We start from the raw sequence: 16820 nt of genomic DNA on the forward strand, positions 1-16820 counted from the left end.
CTTCCGAATGGCAGTGGACTTCTAAATGGCAGTGGACTACTACGCCGTGCTCGGTGTCGGCCGCGAGGCGACCGGAGACGAGATCAAGCGGGCCTACCGCAAGCTCGCCCGGGAGCTCCACCCCGACATCAACCCTGACCCGGAGGCGCAGCAGCGGTTCAAGACCGTGACGGCGGCCTACGAGGTGCTCTCCGACCCGGAGAAGCGCCAGATCGTCGACCTCGGCGGCGACCCGCTCGCGCCGGGCGGCGGCGGGGGTGGCTCGCCGTTCGGCGGCGGCTTCGGCGGCCTCGGCGACATCATGGACGCCTTCTTCGGCGGCGGCGCGAGCCGCGGCCCGCGGTCCCGGGTCCGGCGGGGCAACGACGCGCTGCTGCGCATCGAGCTGGACCTCGCCGAGACGGCGTTCGGCGCCAACCGGGACATCACGGTCGACACGGCCGTCGTCTGCGACCTGTGCACCGGCTCGGGCGCGTCGCCCGGAACGTCCCCGAGCACCTGCCCGACCTGCAGTGGGCGGGGTGAGATCCAGCAGGTCACCCGCTCGTTCCTCGGCCAGATGGTGACCTCACGGCCGTGCACCCGCTGCCAGGGCACCGGCACTGTGATCGAGCACCCGTGCCGGGAGTGCGCCGGCGACGGCCGGGTCCGCAAGCGGCGCACCCTGACCGTCAAGATCCCGGCCGGCATCGAGGACGGGATGCGCATCCGGCTGTCCGGTGAGGGCGAGGTCGGGCCCGGTGGCGGTCCGGCCGGCGACCTGTACGTCGAGGTCTCCGAGAAGGCGCACCCGATCTTCAGCCGCGAGGGCGACGACCTGCACTGCGACCTGCGGCTGCCGATGACCGCCGCGTCGCTGGGCACCACGGCCACGCTCGACACGCTCGACGGCACCGAGACGATCACGGTCAAGCCGGGCACCCAGCCGGCCGAGGTGATCCGGCTCGCCGGCCGGGGGGTGCCGCACCTGCGCGCCGTCGGCCGCGGCCACCTGCACATCCACGTCTCGGTGGAGACGCCGACGAAGCTCGACGCCGAGCAGGAGCGGCTGCTGCGTGAGCTGGCCCGGCTGCGGGACGAGGAGGCGCCGGCGGTCGTCACCGCCACCGCCGCGACCTCCGGCCTGTTCAGCCGCCGCCGCGGCGGCCGGAAGAAGTAGTGCGCCGCCGGTGGTGACGACCCCCGTCTTCCACCTGGCGCCACTGCCAGCCGTCGACGTGTTCACGCTCGCCGGCCCGGAGGGGCGCCACGCGGCGACCGTGCGCCGGCTGCGGGTGGGGGAGCGCCTCGACGTCACCGACGGGGCCGGGCACGCGCTGCGCTGCGAGGTCGCCGCGGTGCGCCGGGACGAGCTGGACTGCCGGGTGCTGGACCGGGCCCACACCCCCGCGCCGGTGCCGCGTCTCGTCGTCGTGCAGGCGCTGGCGAAGGGCGACCGTGGCGAACTCGCGGTCGAGATGCTGACCGAGGTGGGCGTCGACGAGATCGTGCCGTGGTCGGCGGCGCGCAGCGTCGTCCGCTGGGACGGCGAGCGCGGCGCGCGTTCGCGGGGCCGCTGGGTGGCGAGCGCGGCCGAGGCGGCGAAGCAGGCCCGCCGGGCGCGCTGGCCGCTCGTCGCCGAGCTGGCCGGCACCGTGGCCGTGCGGGACCGGCTCGCGGTCGCCGGGCTGGGGCTGGTCCTGCACGAGAGCGCCGCCGAGCCGCTGGCCGGCCTGCCGGCGGGCCGGGCGGGCGACTGGCCGCCGGCGGGGGAGATCGTGCTGGTGGTCGGTCCCGAGGGCGGGATCTCCGACGAGGAACTCGCCGGTTTCGGGAAGGCGGGCGCGCGCTCCGTGCGGCTGGGCCCGACCGTGCTGCGCACCTCGACGGCCGGCGTCGCGGCGGCCGCCGTGCTGCTCGCGGCTACCGGCCGGTGGGACGGCTAGACTGAACCTGGTAGTTCGTGTGGCATACCGCGTCCCGAATCCTCGAGTTCTTGGAGTTCGGGCTCGTGGGGCTCGGGTTTTCGGAGTTCGATTTCTCGGAGATCGGGTGCGCGCGGACCGCCGCTGAAGATTTCGCCCTTTTATCGACGAGAGGTGTCCCGGCCCACCCACGGCCGTCCTCATGCCCGAATCCGCCACGCCCCACGGCGCCGCCACTGCCCAGGGTGGCGCCCCGCGCGCCATCGCCGCCCCGGCCGCGCCGACGGTCACCCGTTTCGTGGTGCCCGGCCCCCACAACATGGTCAGCCTGCTCGGCCACCAGGACGAGCTGCTCCGGGCCATCGAGCAGGCCCTGCGGTCCGACATCCACGTCCGGGGCAACGAGATCACGATCACCGGGGAGCCGGCCGAGAACGACCTGGCCGTCCGGCTGTTCACCGAGCTGTCCGCGCTGCTGGACGCCGGGACCGTGCTGACCGCCCAGCACATCGAGCATTCCCTCGCCATGCTGCGCGGCGGCGGTACCGAGCGGCCCGCCGAGGTGCTCACCCTCAACATCCTGTCCAGCCGCGGCCGGACGATCCGGCCGAAGACGCTGAACCAGAAGCACTACGTCGACGCGATCGACACGCACACGATCGTGTTCGGCATCGGCCCGGCCGGCACCGGCAAGACGTACCTGGCGATGGCCAAGGCGGTGCAGTACCTGCAGGCCAAGAAGGTCAACCGGATCATCCTGACCCGGCCGGCCGTCGAGGCGGGGGAGCGGCTCGGCTTCCTGCCGGGCACCCTGTTCGAGAAGATCGACCCGTACCTGCGCCCGCTGTACGACGCGCTGCACGACATGGTCGACCCGGACTCGATCCCCAGGCTGATCCAGAGCGGCACCATCGAGGTCGCCCCGCTGGCCTACATGCGGGGCCGGACGCTCAACGACGCCTTCATCATCCTCGACGAGGCGCAGAACACCTCGCCCGAGCAGATGAAGATGTTCCTGACCCGGCTCGGCTTCGGCGCGAAGATCGTCGTCACCGGCGACATCACCCAGGTGGACCTGCCGTCCGGCACCCGCAGCGGCCTGCGGGTCGTCCGGGAGATCCTCGACGGGATCGAGGACGTGCACTTCGCGAACCTGACCAGCACCGACGTGGTCCGCCACCGGCTCGTCAGCGAGATCGTCGACGCCTACTCGCGCTGGGACGCGATCGACGGCGCCACGCCCACGGCCGGCCCCGGCTCGCCGCGCCCGGCCGCCGCCCGGCCCGCGCGCCGGGACCGACGGTGACGCCCCGCGCGGCGACCACGGCCAGCCCGCAGGCAGGGAGATCCTGATGTCCGTGTTCATCGCCAACGAGACGGGCGAGTCCGACGTCGACGAGGTGACGCTGGCGGGGCTGGCCCGCTTCGTGCTCGACGCGATGAAGGTCAACCCGCTGGCCGAGCTGTCCATCATGATCGTCGAGACGGCGGCCATGACGGACCTGCACGTGCGCTACATGGGCGAGGACGGCCCGACCGACGTGCTGGCCTTCCCGCAGGACGAGGCGTTCGAGTCGAGCTACGCCGACTCGGCCGACAACGACCCGGCCACGCTGCTCGGCGACGTCGTGCTGTGCCCCGAGGTGGCCCGCAAGCAGGCCGTCACCGCGGGCCACTCCGCCCAGCGGGAGCTGCACCTGCTGTGCACCCACGGCATCCTGCACCTGCTCGGCTACGACCACGCCGAGCAGGCGGAGGAGCGCGAGATGTTCCGCCTGCAGGAGGACCTGTTGACCCGCTGGGAGGCCGCCGTCGCCCTCGAGGCCGGCGCGGCCTCGGCTGGCGCGGGCGGGGCTGACTCCGGTTCGGCTGGCTCCGGTTCGGCTGGCGCGGTGGCCGGCCCGGCCAGCGCCGGCTGAGCCGCCGGTAACGGGACGTCGTAATGGGGTCTGGAGATACGCCACTCATCCTGTTGGCCGTGGCGGCCTCGCTGGTGGCCGCCGCGCTCGGCGGGGTCGACGCCGCGCTGACCCGGGTCTCCCGGGTCACCGTCGAGGAGTTCGTCCGCCAGGGCCGGCCCGGTGCGCGCCGGCTGGCGATCGTGGTCGCCGACCCCGGTCGCTACCTGGCGTTGCTGCTGCTGTTGCGGATCATGGGCGAGATGGTCGCCGCGGCCTGCATCACGATCGTCGCCGCGCATGCGTACGGGACCGGTTTCGCCTCGGTCTTCCTCGGCGCGGCGATCGCGACGCTGGTCGCCTATGTGCTCGTCGGGGTGATGTTCCGGACGCTCGGCCGCCAGCACGCCCCGTCGGTCGCGCTGGCCGGCGCCGGCCTGACCGTCAGCCTCGCCCGGCTGCTCGGGCCGTTGCCCCGCCTGCTGATCGCCCTGGGCAACGCGGTCACCCCGGGCAAGGGCTACCGGGACGGCCCGTTCGCCTCCGAGGCCGAGCTGCGCGACCTGGTCGACCTCGCCGAGGAGAACGAGGTCATCGAGCCGGAGGAACGCGACATGATCGCGTCGGTCTTCGAGCTCGGCGACACCCTGGTCCGCGAGGTGATGGTGCCCCGGCCGGACATGGTCTTCATCGAGTCGACCAAGACCGTCGACGCGGCGATCTCGCTGGCCCTGCGGGGCGGCTTCTCGCGCATCCCGGTCGTCGGGGAGAGCGTCGACGACGTCGTCGGCATCGTGTTCCTGAAGGACCTGGTCGGCCGCGAGCGTGAGGGCGGCGGCGACGGGTCGGTCGAGTCGGTGATGCGCCCGCCGGTCCTGGTACCGGAGAGCAAGCCCGCCGACGACCTGCTCCGCGAGATGCAGGCCTCGCGCACCCACATGGCCGTCGTCATCGACGAGTACGGTGGCACCGCCGGCCTGGTGACGATCGAGGACATCCTCGAGGAGATCGTCGGCGAGATCGTCGACGAGTACGACAGCGCGGTGCCGCGGGTCGAGTGGCTGGACGACGAGACCGCCCGGGTGACCGCCCGGCTGGAGGTCGAGGACCTCGCGGAGCTGTTCGGCGTCAGCGAGGACGACCTGCCGGGCGCGGACGGCGTCGAGACCGTCGGCGGGCTGCTGGCCAGCGCGCTGGGACGGGTCCCGATCCCCGGCGCGACCGCCTCGGTCGGCGGGCTGTCGCTGACCGCCGAACGGGCGGCCGGCCGGCGCAACCAGATAGGTACCGTCGTCGTGCACCGCATCGGCACCGGGTCGGCCACCGACGGCGACACGGGTGACCCCTTCGCCGACGAGGCCGATCCGCGCCGGGATACGGGGCGGGGCGAGAACGGCAGGTCCGCCGGCAGAGGCGAGGCCAGCCGTGGCGGCAGTCAGAAGGGTGAGGAGCGCGATGGGCAGCGAGGCCAACGAGATCCGGCTGGCCGCTGAGCCGCGGGACGCCGGGCGACCGGACGCCGCGGCGCGGCGTGGCGAGCCGGTGACCGGCGAGCTGGCCGCCGAGGACGCGAAGCTGGTCGTGCTCGCCCGCTCCGCCCGGCTGCGGGCCTACACCCCGCACGGGGAGCGGTCCGAGGGCGCGGCCGTCCGCGACACCGACGGGCGGACCTACGCCGCCGCGACCGTCGGGCACAGCCGGCCCGAGCTCGTGACCGGAGCGCTGCGGGCCGCCGTGGTGGCGGCCGCCGCCAGCGGCGCGCGCCGGTTCGAGGCCGCCGCCGTGGTCACCGAGGACGCGGCGCCCGCGGCCGACGACCTCGCGGTGCTGGCCGAGTTCGGCCCAGGCGTCCCCGTCTTCCTCGCCGGCCCCGACGGCGTTCCCCGCAACCGGACGGTGGTCTGAGACATGGCACGACACCCCACGAAGGCACCGGCCCCGGGCGCTCCCGGGCGCGCGGGCGCCGAGCCGGACCAGCCGGGCACCTTCCGGTCCGGGTTCGCCTGCTTCGTCGGGCGGCCGAACGCCGGCAAGTCGACGCTGACGAACGCCCTGGTCGGGACGAAGATCGCGATCACCAGCGGCCGGCCGCAGACCACCCGGCACGCGGTGCGCGGCATCGTGCACCGGCCGGACGCGCAACTGGTGCTCGTCGACACCCCGGGTCTGCACCGGCCGCGCACGCTGCTCGGTGAGCGGCTCAACGACGTGGTCCGCGCGACCCTGTCCGAGGTCGACGTCGTCGGCTTCTGCGCGCCGGCCGACGAACCGGTCGGCCGGGGCGACCGGTACATCGCCGAGGAGCTGTCCCGGCTGCCGGGGCGGACCCCGGTGATCGCGATCCTGACCAAGACCGACCTGGTCAAGGACCCGGACCGGATCGGCGCCCGACTCCTGGAGCTCTCCCAGCTCGCCGACTTCGCCGAGATCGTGCCGGTGAGCGCCGTGCCCGTGCCGGTGCGGGGGGACGGCCGGGCCGCGGGCGACGACCGGGTCCGCGCCGCCGGCCACCAGCTGGACGTCCTGGCGGACCTGCTGGTGGCGCGGCTGCCACTGGGACCGCCGCTGTACCTGGACGGCGAGCTGACCGACGAGCCGGAGCGGGTGATGGTCGCCGAACTGGTCCGGGAGGCGGCGCTGGAGGGCGTGCGCGACGAGCTGCCGCACTCGCTCGCCGTGGTCGTCGAGGAGATGCTGCCCCGCGAGGACCGCCCGGCGGAACGGCCCCTGCTCGACGTGCACGTCAACGTGTTCGTCGAGCGGCCCAGCCAGAAGGCGATCGTGATCGGTGCCGGCGGCTCCCGGCTCAAGGACGTCGGGACCAAGGCCCGGGCCCAGATCGAGGCGCTGCTGGGCACCCCGGTCTTCCTCGATCTGCACGTCAAGGTCGCCAAGGACTGGCAGCGCGACCCCAAGCAGCTGCGTCGCCTCGGCTTCTGACCGCTGTCGGGCCGTCCCCGCGGGTGGCACGACAAGGCTGGCCGCGCGGCGTGTCGCCGGTGCGTGCGACCATGGGTGCATGCCGGTCTACCGCGATGAGGGGGTCGTGCTGCGCACGATGCCGCTCGGTGAGGCCGACCGGATCGTCACGCTGTTCACCCGGCGCAACGGGCGGGTACGGGCCGTGGCGAAAGGGGTACGCCGGACGTCGTCGCGGTTCGGCGCCCGGCTGGAGCCGGCGATGTACGTCGACCTCCAGCTGCACCAGGGCCGCTCGCTGGACACCGTCACCCAGGCCGACCTGCTCGGCTCCTACGGCGCGGTCCTGGCGACCGACTACGCCCGGCACACGGCCGCCGCGGTGATGCTGGAGACCGCCGAGCGGCTGACCAGCGAGGAGCGCGAGCCGGCGCTACGGCTGTTCCTGCTGCTCGTCGGCGGGCTGCGTACCCTGGCGTCCGGCGAGCATCCGCCGGGCCTGGTGATGGACGCCTTCCTGCTGCGCGCGCTCGCGGTCAGCGGGTACGGGATGGCGCTGGACGACTGCGCGCGCTGCGGGGAGCCGGGGCCCCACCCGTCGGTGTCGGTCGCCGGTGGAGGCGTAGTCTGCCCGCGGTGTCGACCGCACGGCGCGGCGTCGGTGTCGGTCACCGCCGTCCAGCTGCTGGCTGATCTGCTGCACGGCGACTGGGCCGAGGCGGAGGCTACCGATGTGCGCACCAGGCGGGAAGCGGCCGGCATCGTCGCCGCGTACCTGCAGTGGCACCTGGAACGAGGGCTTCGGGCGCTGCCACACCTCGAGCGGGCGTGACAGCCGGCGCCCGGTCCGCGTTCTGGCGGGCACCCGGACGTGAAGAGACAGGAACCAGGCACGAACATGGGAGAGGCAATGCGCGTCGGCGTCGCGCCGGAGCAGCGGGGAGGTGGACTACCGGTGAGCCTGCAGGATGGCGGAGTTAGGCCGCACCGGGACCCGCATCCGCACCCGTCCGGGGCACGCCCCCCGACGATTCCGGCGGAACTGGTGCCCCAGCATGTCGCCATCGTCATGGACGGCAACGGCCGATGGGCGACGCTGCGCGGACTGCCGCGCACGAAGGGCCACGAGGCGGGCGAGGACGCGCTGTTCGACTGTGTCGAGGGCGCGATCGAGCTCGGCATCCGCTGGATCTCGGTGTACGCGTTCTCGACGGAGAACTGGAAGCGCGCACCGGACGAGGTGGCCTTCCTGATGCGCTTCGTCGACGGTGTGTTCGGCCGGCGGATCGACGACATGGACTCCCTGGGCGTGAACGTCCGCTGGGCCGGGCGCCGGCCCCGCCTGTGGAACAGCGTCATCCGCCGGCTGGAGAAGGCCGAGGAACGCACCAAGAACAACGACCGGATCACGCTGGCGATGTGCATCAACTACGGCGGCCGGGCCGAGATCGCCGACGCCGCCGCCCTGATGGCCCAGGACGTCCGGGACGGCCGGCTGAAGCCGGACAAGATCGACGAGCGTACCTTCGCCCGCTACCTCGACGAGCCGGACATGCCCGACGTGGACCTGCTGATCCGCACGTCCGGTGAGCAGCGGCTGTCCAACTTCCTGCTCTGGCAGGCCGCGTACGCGGAGTTCGCGTTCGTCGACACGCTCTGGCCGGACTTCGACCGGCGCGATCTGTGGGCCGCGTGCGAGGAGTACGCCCGGCGCGACCGCCGCTACGGCGGCGTCATCGCGCGGGCATAGCCGCGTGACCGACCCGACCGGGCCGCCCGCGGTCCCCGAAGGCTTTCACGCCCCGCCGGCGGCTCCCGTGCTGGCGATGGTGCGCTTCCAGGTGCCGGCCGCCGCCTCGGACGAGTTCGCCGTGGGCGCGGACGGCTCGCTCGCCGCGCTCGCCCGCGCGCGCGGCTTCCGTGGTGGCCGGCTGGTCCGCGCCGTCGACGACCCCGAGGCCTGGGTCCTGGTGACCGAGTGGGACGGGCCGGGAGCGTGGCGGCGGGCGCTCGGGGGCTTCGACGTCCGCCAGCTGCTCACGCCGCTGCTCGGCTGGGCACTCGACGCCCCGGGCGCCTTCGAGATCCTCGTCGACCGGGACGGCCCGGGTGACGCCGTCCGTCGCCACGAGTCGTCCCTCGCCCCCGACGCCGCCACCGCGACCCCCGGCCACTGATCGACCCGGCGCCGCATCCGGCCCGTGACCAGGATGACTCAATAAGATCGGTCTGGGTGGAGTTGGCCGCCTCGCCGCGGCGGCGGCTTCGCCGCGGCGACTCTGTGGTGGTGCGGGGACTGGGGAGTCGGGTGGAGCTGGCGAAGGGCGCGAACGCGCCGGTGCGGGTTCCGGTCGCGCGGGTGTCGCTCACGTCGAGGCTGCCGGCGGGGTCCGTCGACCTGTTCGCCCTGGAGCTGACCGGGCGGCGCCGGGTGCGTGACGACGGTGACCTGGTCTTCTACAACCAGCGGCGCTCGGCGGACGGCTGCCTGTGGCTGGTCAGCGAGCGCTGCGTGCGGATCGCCCTGGACGAACTGCCGGGCGAGGTCGAGACAGTGGTGATCGCCGCCGGCCTCGCCGACGACTGGCCCGGCGCCCTGGCCGACGACCCCGCGACACGAGTCGAGGTCCAGGAGGCCGGCGAGTCGGCCTGGGACGGCCCGGACGACGACGGTGCCTGGGCGGTGAGCCACCGGGTCGAGGCCGACGGTGGCGAGCGCTGCGTCGTGCTGGTCGAGCTGTACCGGCGCGACGGCGGCTGGAAGGTGCGGGCCGTCTCGCAGGGCTGGACCGCCGGAACGGTCGCCCTGCTCACCGAGCACGGCGTGCACGTCGAGCGGGACCCCACCGGGGACGACACCCCGTCCGTCGCCCCGACGCTGCCCGAGGTGCCGGTCCCGTCGCCCCGCCCCCTCGCGCCCACGCGGCCCCTCCCGTCAGCGCACCCCCAGCCGCGGACGCACCCCCGCTCGCAGCCGGATCCCCTCTCACCGACTCTGCCGTACCCAGCCGCCCCCTGGGCCGTCCGCGCCGCCGACCTGTCCGATGCTCCGACCGAGATCGTCGACTCGCCGACCGGCGCCTGGCCGGTCTGGCGACGGCCGACTGACGCACCCGAGGAGAGCTCGACGGGTCCGGGCGAGGCACGGACGAGATCCGCGGAGCCCCGGACCGGTGCCGGCCACGGGGCTGCCGGGGGAACCCGGCACCTGCGGGTCGAACCCGTCGCCCGGGCGACCCGGCGGGCGCCGCTGGACCTGCTGGAGATGGACCCGTACGACTTCGAGCAGCTGGTCGCCAACCTGATGACCAGGATGGGCTACGACACCAGGCGGGTCGGCCGGTCGGGCGACGGTGGCGTCGACGTCGAGGTCTACTCGGACGACCCACTGGGGTCGGGGCTGATCGTCATCTCGGTGAAGCGCTACCGGCGGACCGTTGGCGCGCACTACGTCCGCGAGCTCGCCGGCACGGTCGCCGACCGAGACGCGATCAAGGGCATCCTGGTCACGACCTCGGGGTTCGGCCCGTCCTCGGTCGAGTTCGCCGCGAAGAACCGCCTGGAGCTGGTCGACGGCGAGCGGCTGCGCGGCTGGCTCGCCGAGTACCTCGACCTCGACACGGTCTGACCGCTGGCCGGCCGCGTCCACTGGCCGGCCGTCCGCTGGCCGGTCGTGTCCGCTGGCCCCGGGATACCCCCGTTCGCGGGACGACGTCGGCCGCTGGTCCGTTGGATAGTGTCATTCGCTGATCTCGGAGATCGATCCCTCGTCACTATGCGTTTTAGGGATGCCCACGTCAGGCGTCGTTGAAGCCAAATGATCACCCTGCGAAGGCTGATTCTGTTACGCAACGTTACGTAGCGTCGCGAGAAGAGTTGCTAGTACCACCACTTTGGTGCTCTAATGTCACCATGCTTCGCCGAACGTCATAGATCGGTCGCTCCACGCGTACGGGTCGCGCCCAGGCTCGCCGGGGGCGGCGAGTGTGACGTTTGGCGGCGCGCATCCGTCTTCCCGGTCTTCTTCGGGCCGGGAAGCCGCTCAGTGGTGTCCACCGCCGAACTAGAGGCTCTCGATCTCTTGATAGCGCGTGGGGGCGCCGACAACCGTGCGGTCCTGGTCCCGCCACGTTTTCTGCTGCCGTGTTCGAGGGACGCGGACCGCGCGTGACCTGGTCCTGGCCGCAATTTGCGGACCGGATTCTTCGTTCAACCGAGAAGGGGAACGAACTCATGAGCAAGGACGGACTCGCGAGCGAGCCGCCGCACGTTCGCGGGAGGGAAGCGGTGATCGCGGACTCCGCGGGCGTCGTCTGGCGGGACGGCGCCCCGCCCGACTATCACCTGTCCCATCAGACCATGCCGTCGGAAAGGACCGTGCATCATCCTGCTGGCTCACTCGCCGACATAGTGGAGCGAGTCGTCCAGGTGTTCGAGATGGAACTGTCCCACAAGAAGGATCCCGCGCAGTGGGTCAGCATGGTCACCGATCAGCTGCGGGTGAGTGTGAATGGCGGCCCGGCCGTCGGAAGCGCCGAGCTGGCGGAGCGCGGGAGCTACAACGTCCTCATCGGCGAGAGTCCGTACTACTCGGCCAGCAGCGAGACCTTCGAGTCCTCTCATGAGATCTTCCATAACGCATTCCCGGGCGGATTCTTCTGGGAAGTCCTCGAAGTGTATTCGCCGCCGCCCACGATTGCGTTCAAATGGCGCCACTGGGGAACTTTCAGCGGGCCGTACCGAGGTATGAACCCGACCGGCGAACGGATCGAGATGTTCGGGGTCACGGTGGCTCGGGTATCCGATGACCTCCGGATCGTCGAGGTGCACAACTACTACGACAACTCCGATTTTCTTCGACAGCTGGCCTGCGGTCACGGGAGCTAGACGCGAGCACGCGCGGCCCGCGGGACGCGGCCCACCCCCGGCGGGGCCGACTGCTCGCCCGTTCCTGGCGGTGGGGAACGGGCCCGGCAGCAACATGCCCCGCCGCGGGGTGAGGCCGCTATCAGGCACCGAGCCTTTTCGAAGTCGCCTCACGCCCACGCAAACCCTGATCGATCCCGGCGAGGCGGAAAAGGATCAATGGGACGGATGGATGACATACCAATCCGCAAGTTATGACATGTTGTCGGTGGTAATCTCGGTTGCGCTGTCCTTCCTTGGCTGCTTTGCCGCGCTGGTGAGTGCCATCAGGATTCCGCTGAGCTCCGGCCGGCGCAGGCGGCAGTGGATTTCGGCGGCCTCGGTCAGCCTCGGCGGCGGGGCGATCTGGTCGATGCATTTCGTCGCGATGACCGCTTATCACCTCGGTGATATGGAAATTGTTTACAACGTGCCGCTGACCGCGCTGTCACTCGTGGTCGCGGTCGCGGCGTCGGGGCTGGGAATTCGTGTCGTGGCCACCGACCCACGCAGTCTCGGCCGCATCGCGGTCGGCGGGGTCACGGCGGGCCTCGGCATCGCGTTGATGCACTACACCGGCATGGCGGCGATGCGAACGGGCTCCAGGGTCACCTACGACCCGGGAAGAGTGGTCCTGTCGGTCGGAATCGCTGTCGGGGCCGCGCTCGCCGCGCTCGCCATCGCCTTCCGGGTGCGTAGCAGGACCCATGTCCTGCTGGCCTCGACGGTTATGACGGTCGCGGTGTGCGGGATGCACTACACCGCGATGACAGCCGTCCGGGTCGAACGCATGGACGCCACCGTACCGATGACCGGCGCGGATCCCATCGCCATGGTCCTGGCTGTGTGTGTGGTGACGTTCACTGTTCTCGCGGGTGTGATCATCCTGGCTCTCGGTGCTCTTTCGGAAGAAGGAAGCTTCCGTCTGGAAAAAAACTCGGGCCCGACCGGCCAAGTTGCCGCTGATGCCGTCCGCGGCGCCCCGAGCGCATTTTCGCCAAGACCAGTCCAGCGAAGGGCTGACGTCGACCCCACTCCGGTTCGCCCGAGCCACAGGCGTCCTATGAACACGTAACAAAGCAACTTCTGTTGTCTGATTCGGTGTTGATCTCCCGACGTGGTCGTCTCGACCGGGGCGGGGCGCGAGACGATCGCGCGCGGGGGCTTCCGAGCTGGACGAGGAGCCCGGCGGCGGGGGCGGGTGCGGTCGGCCGGTGGCGGGCGGAACCGGGCGGAGGTCGCCGGGTGTTGTCGCCGTCGCTTCGGGTAGGTGAACCGCCAAATCCCGAGAAGGTCGCCGAAAGCGGGTTCAAGCGATGCCGACGCTCCGTGCCCCCGATGGACCGGCAGCCGACGGGCACCTGGGCGGTCGCTACCGGCTGGGCAAGGTGATCGGCGGTGGCGGTGGCGGAACCGTCCACGAGGGCTCGGACCTGCTGCTGCGCCGCCCAGTCGCGATCAAGGAGATCCGGCTGCCGCCCATGGGGTCGGCCGCCGCCCGCGAGCTGGCCGAACAGCGGGTGATGCGCGAGGCGCGCGCGGCGGCCCGACTGCGGCACCCGGGGCTGGTGACGGTCTACGACGTGCTCCAGGCCGAGGGACGTTCGTGGATCGTCATGGAGTACGTCGACGGAGTCCCGCTGTCCCAGCTGGTCAAGGACCTCGGGCGGCTGGAGCCCGAGCGGGTCGCCCGCATCGGCATCACCCTGGCCTACGCCCTGGAGGCCGCTCACCGCGCCGGCGTCGTGCACCGTGACGTCAAGCCGGGCAACGTGCTGGTCACCGCCGACGGCCAGTCGCGCCTGACCGACTTCGGGATCGCGGTCAGCCGCGGCGACTCGACCCTGACCGGCGCGGGAACGCTGGTCGGTTCGCCGGCCTACATCGCCCCGGAACGCGTCCGAGGCGCGCGGGCCGTGTACGCGAGCGATGTGTGGGGGCTGGGCGCGACCCTCTTCACCGCCGTCGAGGGCGCGCCGCCGTTCGAGGCCGAGGGGCTCCTGCCGCTCCTCGCCGCCGTCGTGGAGAACCGCAGGCGCCCGTTCATCCACGCTGGCTCGCTGCGCGATGTCATCGACAGCATGCTGGCCGCCGACCCTGGCCGCCGGCCATCGCCCGCCCAGATCCGGAGCCACCTGCACGAGGTCCTCGACGGCCTCGCGGCCCCCGCGAACGGGCGGCGCGGGCGCACCAGACGGGCCGCCGTCCTTCGGCGCCCGTCCCGTCCCCGTGAGACCGGCCGGCCGGACCCGTGGCTGGAACTGCTCGCCGACAGCGACGGCGGGCCGGCAGACGGCGCCGCCCGGGACCTCGCGGCCGACGAGTTCGCCGACGACGGCGTGCAGGCGGGCGTCGGCGACCCAGCGGGCGCGCCGGAGACGGCCGAGGTCGGCACCCTGACGGCAGACGACGACGCCGAGCGCCTCGCCGACTCCGACAGTGTCGGCGGGGAAGGTGAGGCCGGTGACGGGGGTGACCGCGACGGCCGCGCCGAACCCGGCGGCACAGCCGAACGCAACGAGATCACGACATTCGACGCCGACGCCGACGCCGACGCCGACGCCGACGCCGACGCGGACCTCGGCGGCCGTGGCGACGGCGGCGGGACCTCCGTCCTCGGAGCCGCCGCCGAACCAGCCGGTGTCGGCGCGAGCCGTGCCGCGCCGCCTGCCGGCGCCGGCAACCGACGCCGCCCGCGCCGACGGGCGCTGCTGATCGCGGTGGCGGCGCTGGTCGCGCTCGGGGCGGTGGGGACGCCGCTGGGTCTGGCGCTCGCGGGCAACGACGGCCCAGCGGGCACAGCCGCCCTGGCTGGGCCGAAGCCGTCGATCGTCTCTTCCGGGCAGGTCAGCTCCGGGACACCGCCGCCGGCGGGCTCGTCGAGCCCGTCGGGCCCGGCTTCGAGCGTCGCCGGCCCGTCGAGCGCGAGCGCCCCGGCGACGGGCGCCGCGCCGGGCGAGGGCGACGACGCCAGCCTGGGCCCGCTCGTCCCGACCAGTACGGCCCCGGCACAGCCGCCGGCGGGTTACACCACGCGCTCCGGGCTGTCCGGCTGGTCCGTCGCGGTACCGAGCGACTGGCCCACCGCCCCGCGCGGCGCCGACCGCCTGGTCTTCGCGCCCGCGAGCGGCTATCCGGAGCTCCTGGTCGAGGCTCAGGCCGCGGCCGGATCGTCGGCCATCGGCGCCTGGCGGTCGCTGGAGGCAAGCGTGCGGGCGACGTCGCCGGGCTACCACCTGCTGTCCATCCGCCCGGCTGACGGTGCTGACGGCGCGAACGCCGCGGTCTACGAGTTCACCTTCACCTCGGGTGGCCGCACCATCCACGTTCTCGACCTGGGCGTCATCCGCAACGGCCACGGCTACGCGCTGCGCTGGCGGATGCCCCAGGACACCTGGACCAGCCAGCAGTCCCTGATGCGGCAGGTCTTCGCCACCTTCCGCCCCGGAGCGTGAACGGCGCCTCGCACGGAAGGCCCCACTCGGCCGCCACGAGCTTGATCGCGACTTCGGCCCTCGGGTGGTCGTAGCCGCATCCCTTCAACGACCACCGGAGGGCGCAATCGGTGATCATGTCGGCCGCCGTCGCGCCCGGCTGGCTGGGATGAGGGCGGAGCGGGCCCGGTGGCGGGCGGGTCGTCGTGGGCCAGCCGGCGGCTTGGGAGTCCGTAGGCTGGAAGCCCTACTCGCCTCGACGCCGAGACGTGATTCCTAAGGAGCAAGGTCCGTGGCAGGCACATCCGACCTGATGGACACAATCGTCAGCCTCGCCAAGCGGCGGGGGTTCGTCTTCCCGTCCAGCGAGATCTACGGCGGTCTGCGGGCTTCCTGGGACTACGGGCCACTCGGCGTCGAGCTGAAGAACAACGTCAAGCGGGCCTGGTGGAAGTCGGTCGTGCAGGGCCGCGACGACGTGGTCGGCCTCGACTCGTGCGTCATCCTCGCCCGCGAGGTCTGGGAGACCTCCGGGCACGTCGAGGTGTTCGTCGACCCGCTGACGGAGTGCACCAACTGCCACAAGCGCTACCGCGCGGACCACCTGGAGGAGGCCTTCGAGGCCAAGCACGGCCGGGCCCCGGCCGGTCTGGCCGAGGTCGTCTGCACCAACTGCGGCACCCGCGGCGCGTTCACCGAGCCGAAGATGTTCAACGGCCTGCTCAAGACCTATCTCGGCCCGGTCGAGGACCCGTCGGGCCTGGCCTACCTGCGGCCGGAGACCGCGCAGGGCATCTTCATCAACTACGCGAACGTGCAGTCCACCGCCCGGCGCAAGCCGCCGTTCGGCATCGGGCAGATCGGCAAGTCGTTCCGCAACGAGATCACCCCGGGCAACTTCATCTTCCGGACCCGCGAGTTCGAGCAGATGGAGATGGAGTTCTTCGTCCCGCCGGGCGAGGACGAGCAGTGGCACGACTACTGGATCACCGAGCGGACCCGGTGGTACACCGAGCTCGGCATCAAGCCGGACAACCTGCGTCACTACGAACACCCAAAGGAGAAGCTCTCCCATTACTCGAAGCGCACCGTCGACATCGAGTACCGGTTCAACTTCGCGGGCCTTCCGTGGGGTGAGCTCGAAGGCATCGCGAATCGGACCGACTACGACCTGACCGCGCACTCGAAGGGTTCTGGCGCGGACCTGTCGTTCTTTGACCAGGCAACCAACACCCGGTTCACGCCGTTCGTCATCGAGCCGGCGGCCGGGGTCGACCGGGCGACGCTCACGTTCCTGCTGGACGCCTATGACGAGGACGAGGCGCCGAACACCAAGGGCGGTGTGGACCGGCGGATCGTGCTGCGGCTCGACCCTCGGCTGGCACCGGTGAAGGCCGCGGTGCTGCCGCTGTCCCGCCACGCGGACCTCTCGCCGGTAGCCCGTGATCTGGCCGCCGACCTGCGCAGGCACTGGAACGTCGAGTACGACGACTCGCAGGCCATCGGGCGTCGTTACCGCCGCCAGGACGAGATCGGCACGCCGTACTGCGTCACCGTCGACTTCGACACGCTCAACGACCAGTCGGTGACAATCCGAGAGCGTGACTCGATGGCGCAGCAGCGCATCGCTATCGACAAGGTCGCGACCTACCTGAACGCGCAGCTCGGCCCGCTCTAGACCGGCGGTAGGGCCGAAGGACCGGGGCCGGGGGCCGAAGGGGCAGAACGGCGTCCGCTGTTCGGGGGACAGACTTCGGCCC

At 72.2% G+C, this 16820-nt stretch carries 15 protein-coding genes; all 15 read left to right on the top strand.

Annotation, left to right across the window (positions count from 1 at the left end; genetic code table 11):
- The first annotated feature begins 25 nt into the window (after window positions 1-25).
- The 15 genes from dnaJ (at window position 26) to FRAEUI1C_RS11015 (ending at window position 16738) form a co-directional block, all read left to right on the top strand.
- Window positions 26-1159 carry a molecular chaperone DnaJ gene (gene dnaJ, locus FRAEUI1C_RS10945; RefSeq protein ID WP_013423357.1) on the top strand — a complete coding sequence of 378 codons (1134 nt, stop codon included), beginning with the start codon at window positions 26-28 and terminating at the stop codon, window positions 1157-1159.
- Window positions 1160-1169: 10 nt separating this feature from the next.
- Window positions 1170-1925 carry a 16S rRNA (uracil(1498)-N(3))-methyltransferase gene (locus FRAEUI1C_RS10950; RefSeq protein ID WP_013423358.1) on the top strand — a complete coding sequence of 252 codons (756 nt, stop codon included), beginning with the start codon at window positions 1170-1172 and terminating at the stop codon, window positions 1923-1925.
- Between the two features lie 181 nt (window positions 1926-2106).
- Window positions 2107-3210: a PhoH family protein gene (locus tag FRAEUI1C_RS10955; RefSeq protein WP_013423359.1), complete on the top strand. Its 1104-nt coding sequence runs from the start codon at window positions 2107-2109 to the stop codon at window positions 3208-3210.
- A gap of 46 nt (window positions 3211-3256) precedes the next feature.
- A complete protein-coding gene (ybeY, locus tag FRAEUI1C_RS10960; RefSeq protein WP_013423360.1) occupies window positions 3257-3823 on the top strand; it encodes an rRNA maturation RNase YbeY in 567 nt (188 codons plus the stop codon).
- A 23-nt stretch (window positions 3824-3846) separates the two neighbouring features.
- Window positions 3847-5295, top strand: coding sequence for a hemolysin family protein (locus tag FRAEUI1C_RS10965; protein ID WP_013423361.1), 1449 nt, complete (start codon window positions 3847-3849; stop codon window positions 5293-5295).
- Entirely contained in the window at window positions 5258-5707 is a 450-nt protein-coding gene (locus tag FRAEUI1C_RS10970; RefSeq protein WP_013423362.1) for a cytidine deaminase-like protein, read from the top strand. The genes FRAEUI1C_RS10965 and FRAEUI1C_RS10970 overlap by 38 nt, the downstream gene beginning before the upstream one ends.
- A 3-nt stretch (window positions 5708-5710) precedes the next feature.
- Window positions 5711-6742 carry a GTPase Era gene (locus FRAEUI1C_RS10975; RefSeq protein ID WP_013423363.1) on the top strand — a complete coding sequence of 344 codons (1032 nt, stop codon included), beginning with the start codon at window positions 5711-5713 and terminating at the stop codon, window positions 6740-6742.
- Between the two features lie 79 nt (window positions 6743-6821).
- Complete coding sequence (recO, locus tag FRAEUI1C_RS10980; RefSeq protein ID WP_013423364.1) at window positions 6822-7553, top strand: DNA repair protein RecO; 732 nt, start codon at window positions 6822-6824, stop codon at window positions 7551-7553.
- A 123-nt stretch (window positions 7554-7676) separates the two neighbouring features.
- Window positions 7677-8471 (top strand): isoprenyl transferase, encoded by a 795-nt coding sequence (locus tag FRAEUI1C_RS10985; protein WP_013423365.1) that lies wholly within the window; start codon window positions 7677-7679, stop codon window positions 8469-8471.
- 4 nt (window positions 8472-8475) lie between these two features.
- Complete coding sequence (locus tag FRAEUI1C_RS10990; protein ID WP_232425382.1) at window positions 8476-8898, top strand: antibiotic biosynthesis monooxygenase family protein; 423 nt, start codon at window positions 8476-8478, stop codon at window positions 8896-8898.
- A gap of 131 nt (window positions 8899-9029) precedes the next feature.
- The gene (locus tag FRAEUI1C_RS10995; RefSeq protein WP_013423367.1) at window positions 9030-10349 is read left to right on the top strand and encodes a restriction endonuclease; all 1320 of its coding nucleotides are present in this window, start codon (window positions 9030-9032) and stop codon (window positions 10347-10349) included.
- Window positions 10350-10954: 605 nt separating this feature from the next.
- Window positions 10955-11608, top strand: a complete 654-nt coding sequence (locus FRAEUI1C_RS11000) for an ester cyclase (RefSeq protein ID WP_013423368.1) — start codon at window positions 10955-10957, stop codon at window positions 11606-11608.
- A 211-nt stretch (window positions 11609-11819) separates the two neighbouring features.
- On the top strand, window positions 11820-12701 hold the full coding sequence (locus tag FRAEUI1C_RS11005; protein WP_013423369.1) for an MHYT domain-containing protein: 882 nt from the start codon (window positions 11820-11822) through the stop codon (window positions 12699-12701).
- A 241-nt stretch (window positions 12702-12942) separates the two neighbouring features.
- Window positions 12943-15081, top strand: coding sequence for a serine/threonine-protein kinase (locus tag FRAEUI1C_RS11010; protein ID WP_013423370.1), 2139 nt, complete (start codon window positions 12943-12945; stop codon window positions 15079-15081).
- A gap of 271 nt (window positions 15082-15352) precedes the next feature.
- The gene (locus FRAEUI1C_RS11015) at window positions 15353-16738 is read left to right on the top strand and encodes a glycine--tRNA ligase (RefSeq protein ID WP_013423371.1); all 1386 of its coding nucleotides are present in this window, start codon (window positions 15353-15355) and stop codon (window positions 16736-16738) included.
- The last annotated feature ends 82 nt before the right edge of the window (window positions 16739-16820 follow it).

Origin of the sequence: Pseudofrankia inefficax (genome assembly GCF_000166135.1) — a bacterium.
In the GTDB taxonomy this organism is placed as follows: Bacteria; Actinomycetota; Actinomycetes; order Frankiales; family Frankiaceae; genus Pseudofrankia; species Pseudofrankia inefficax.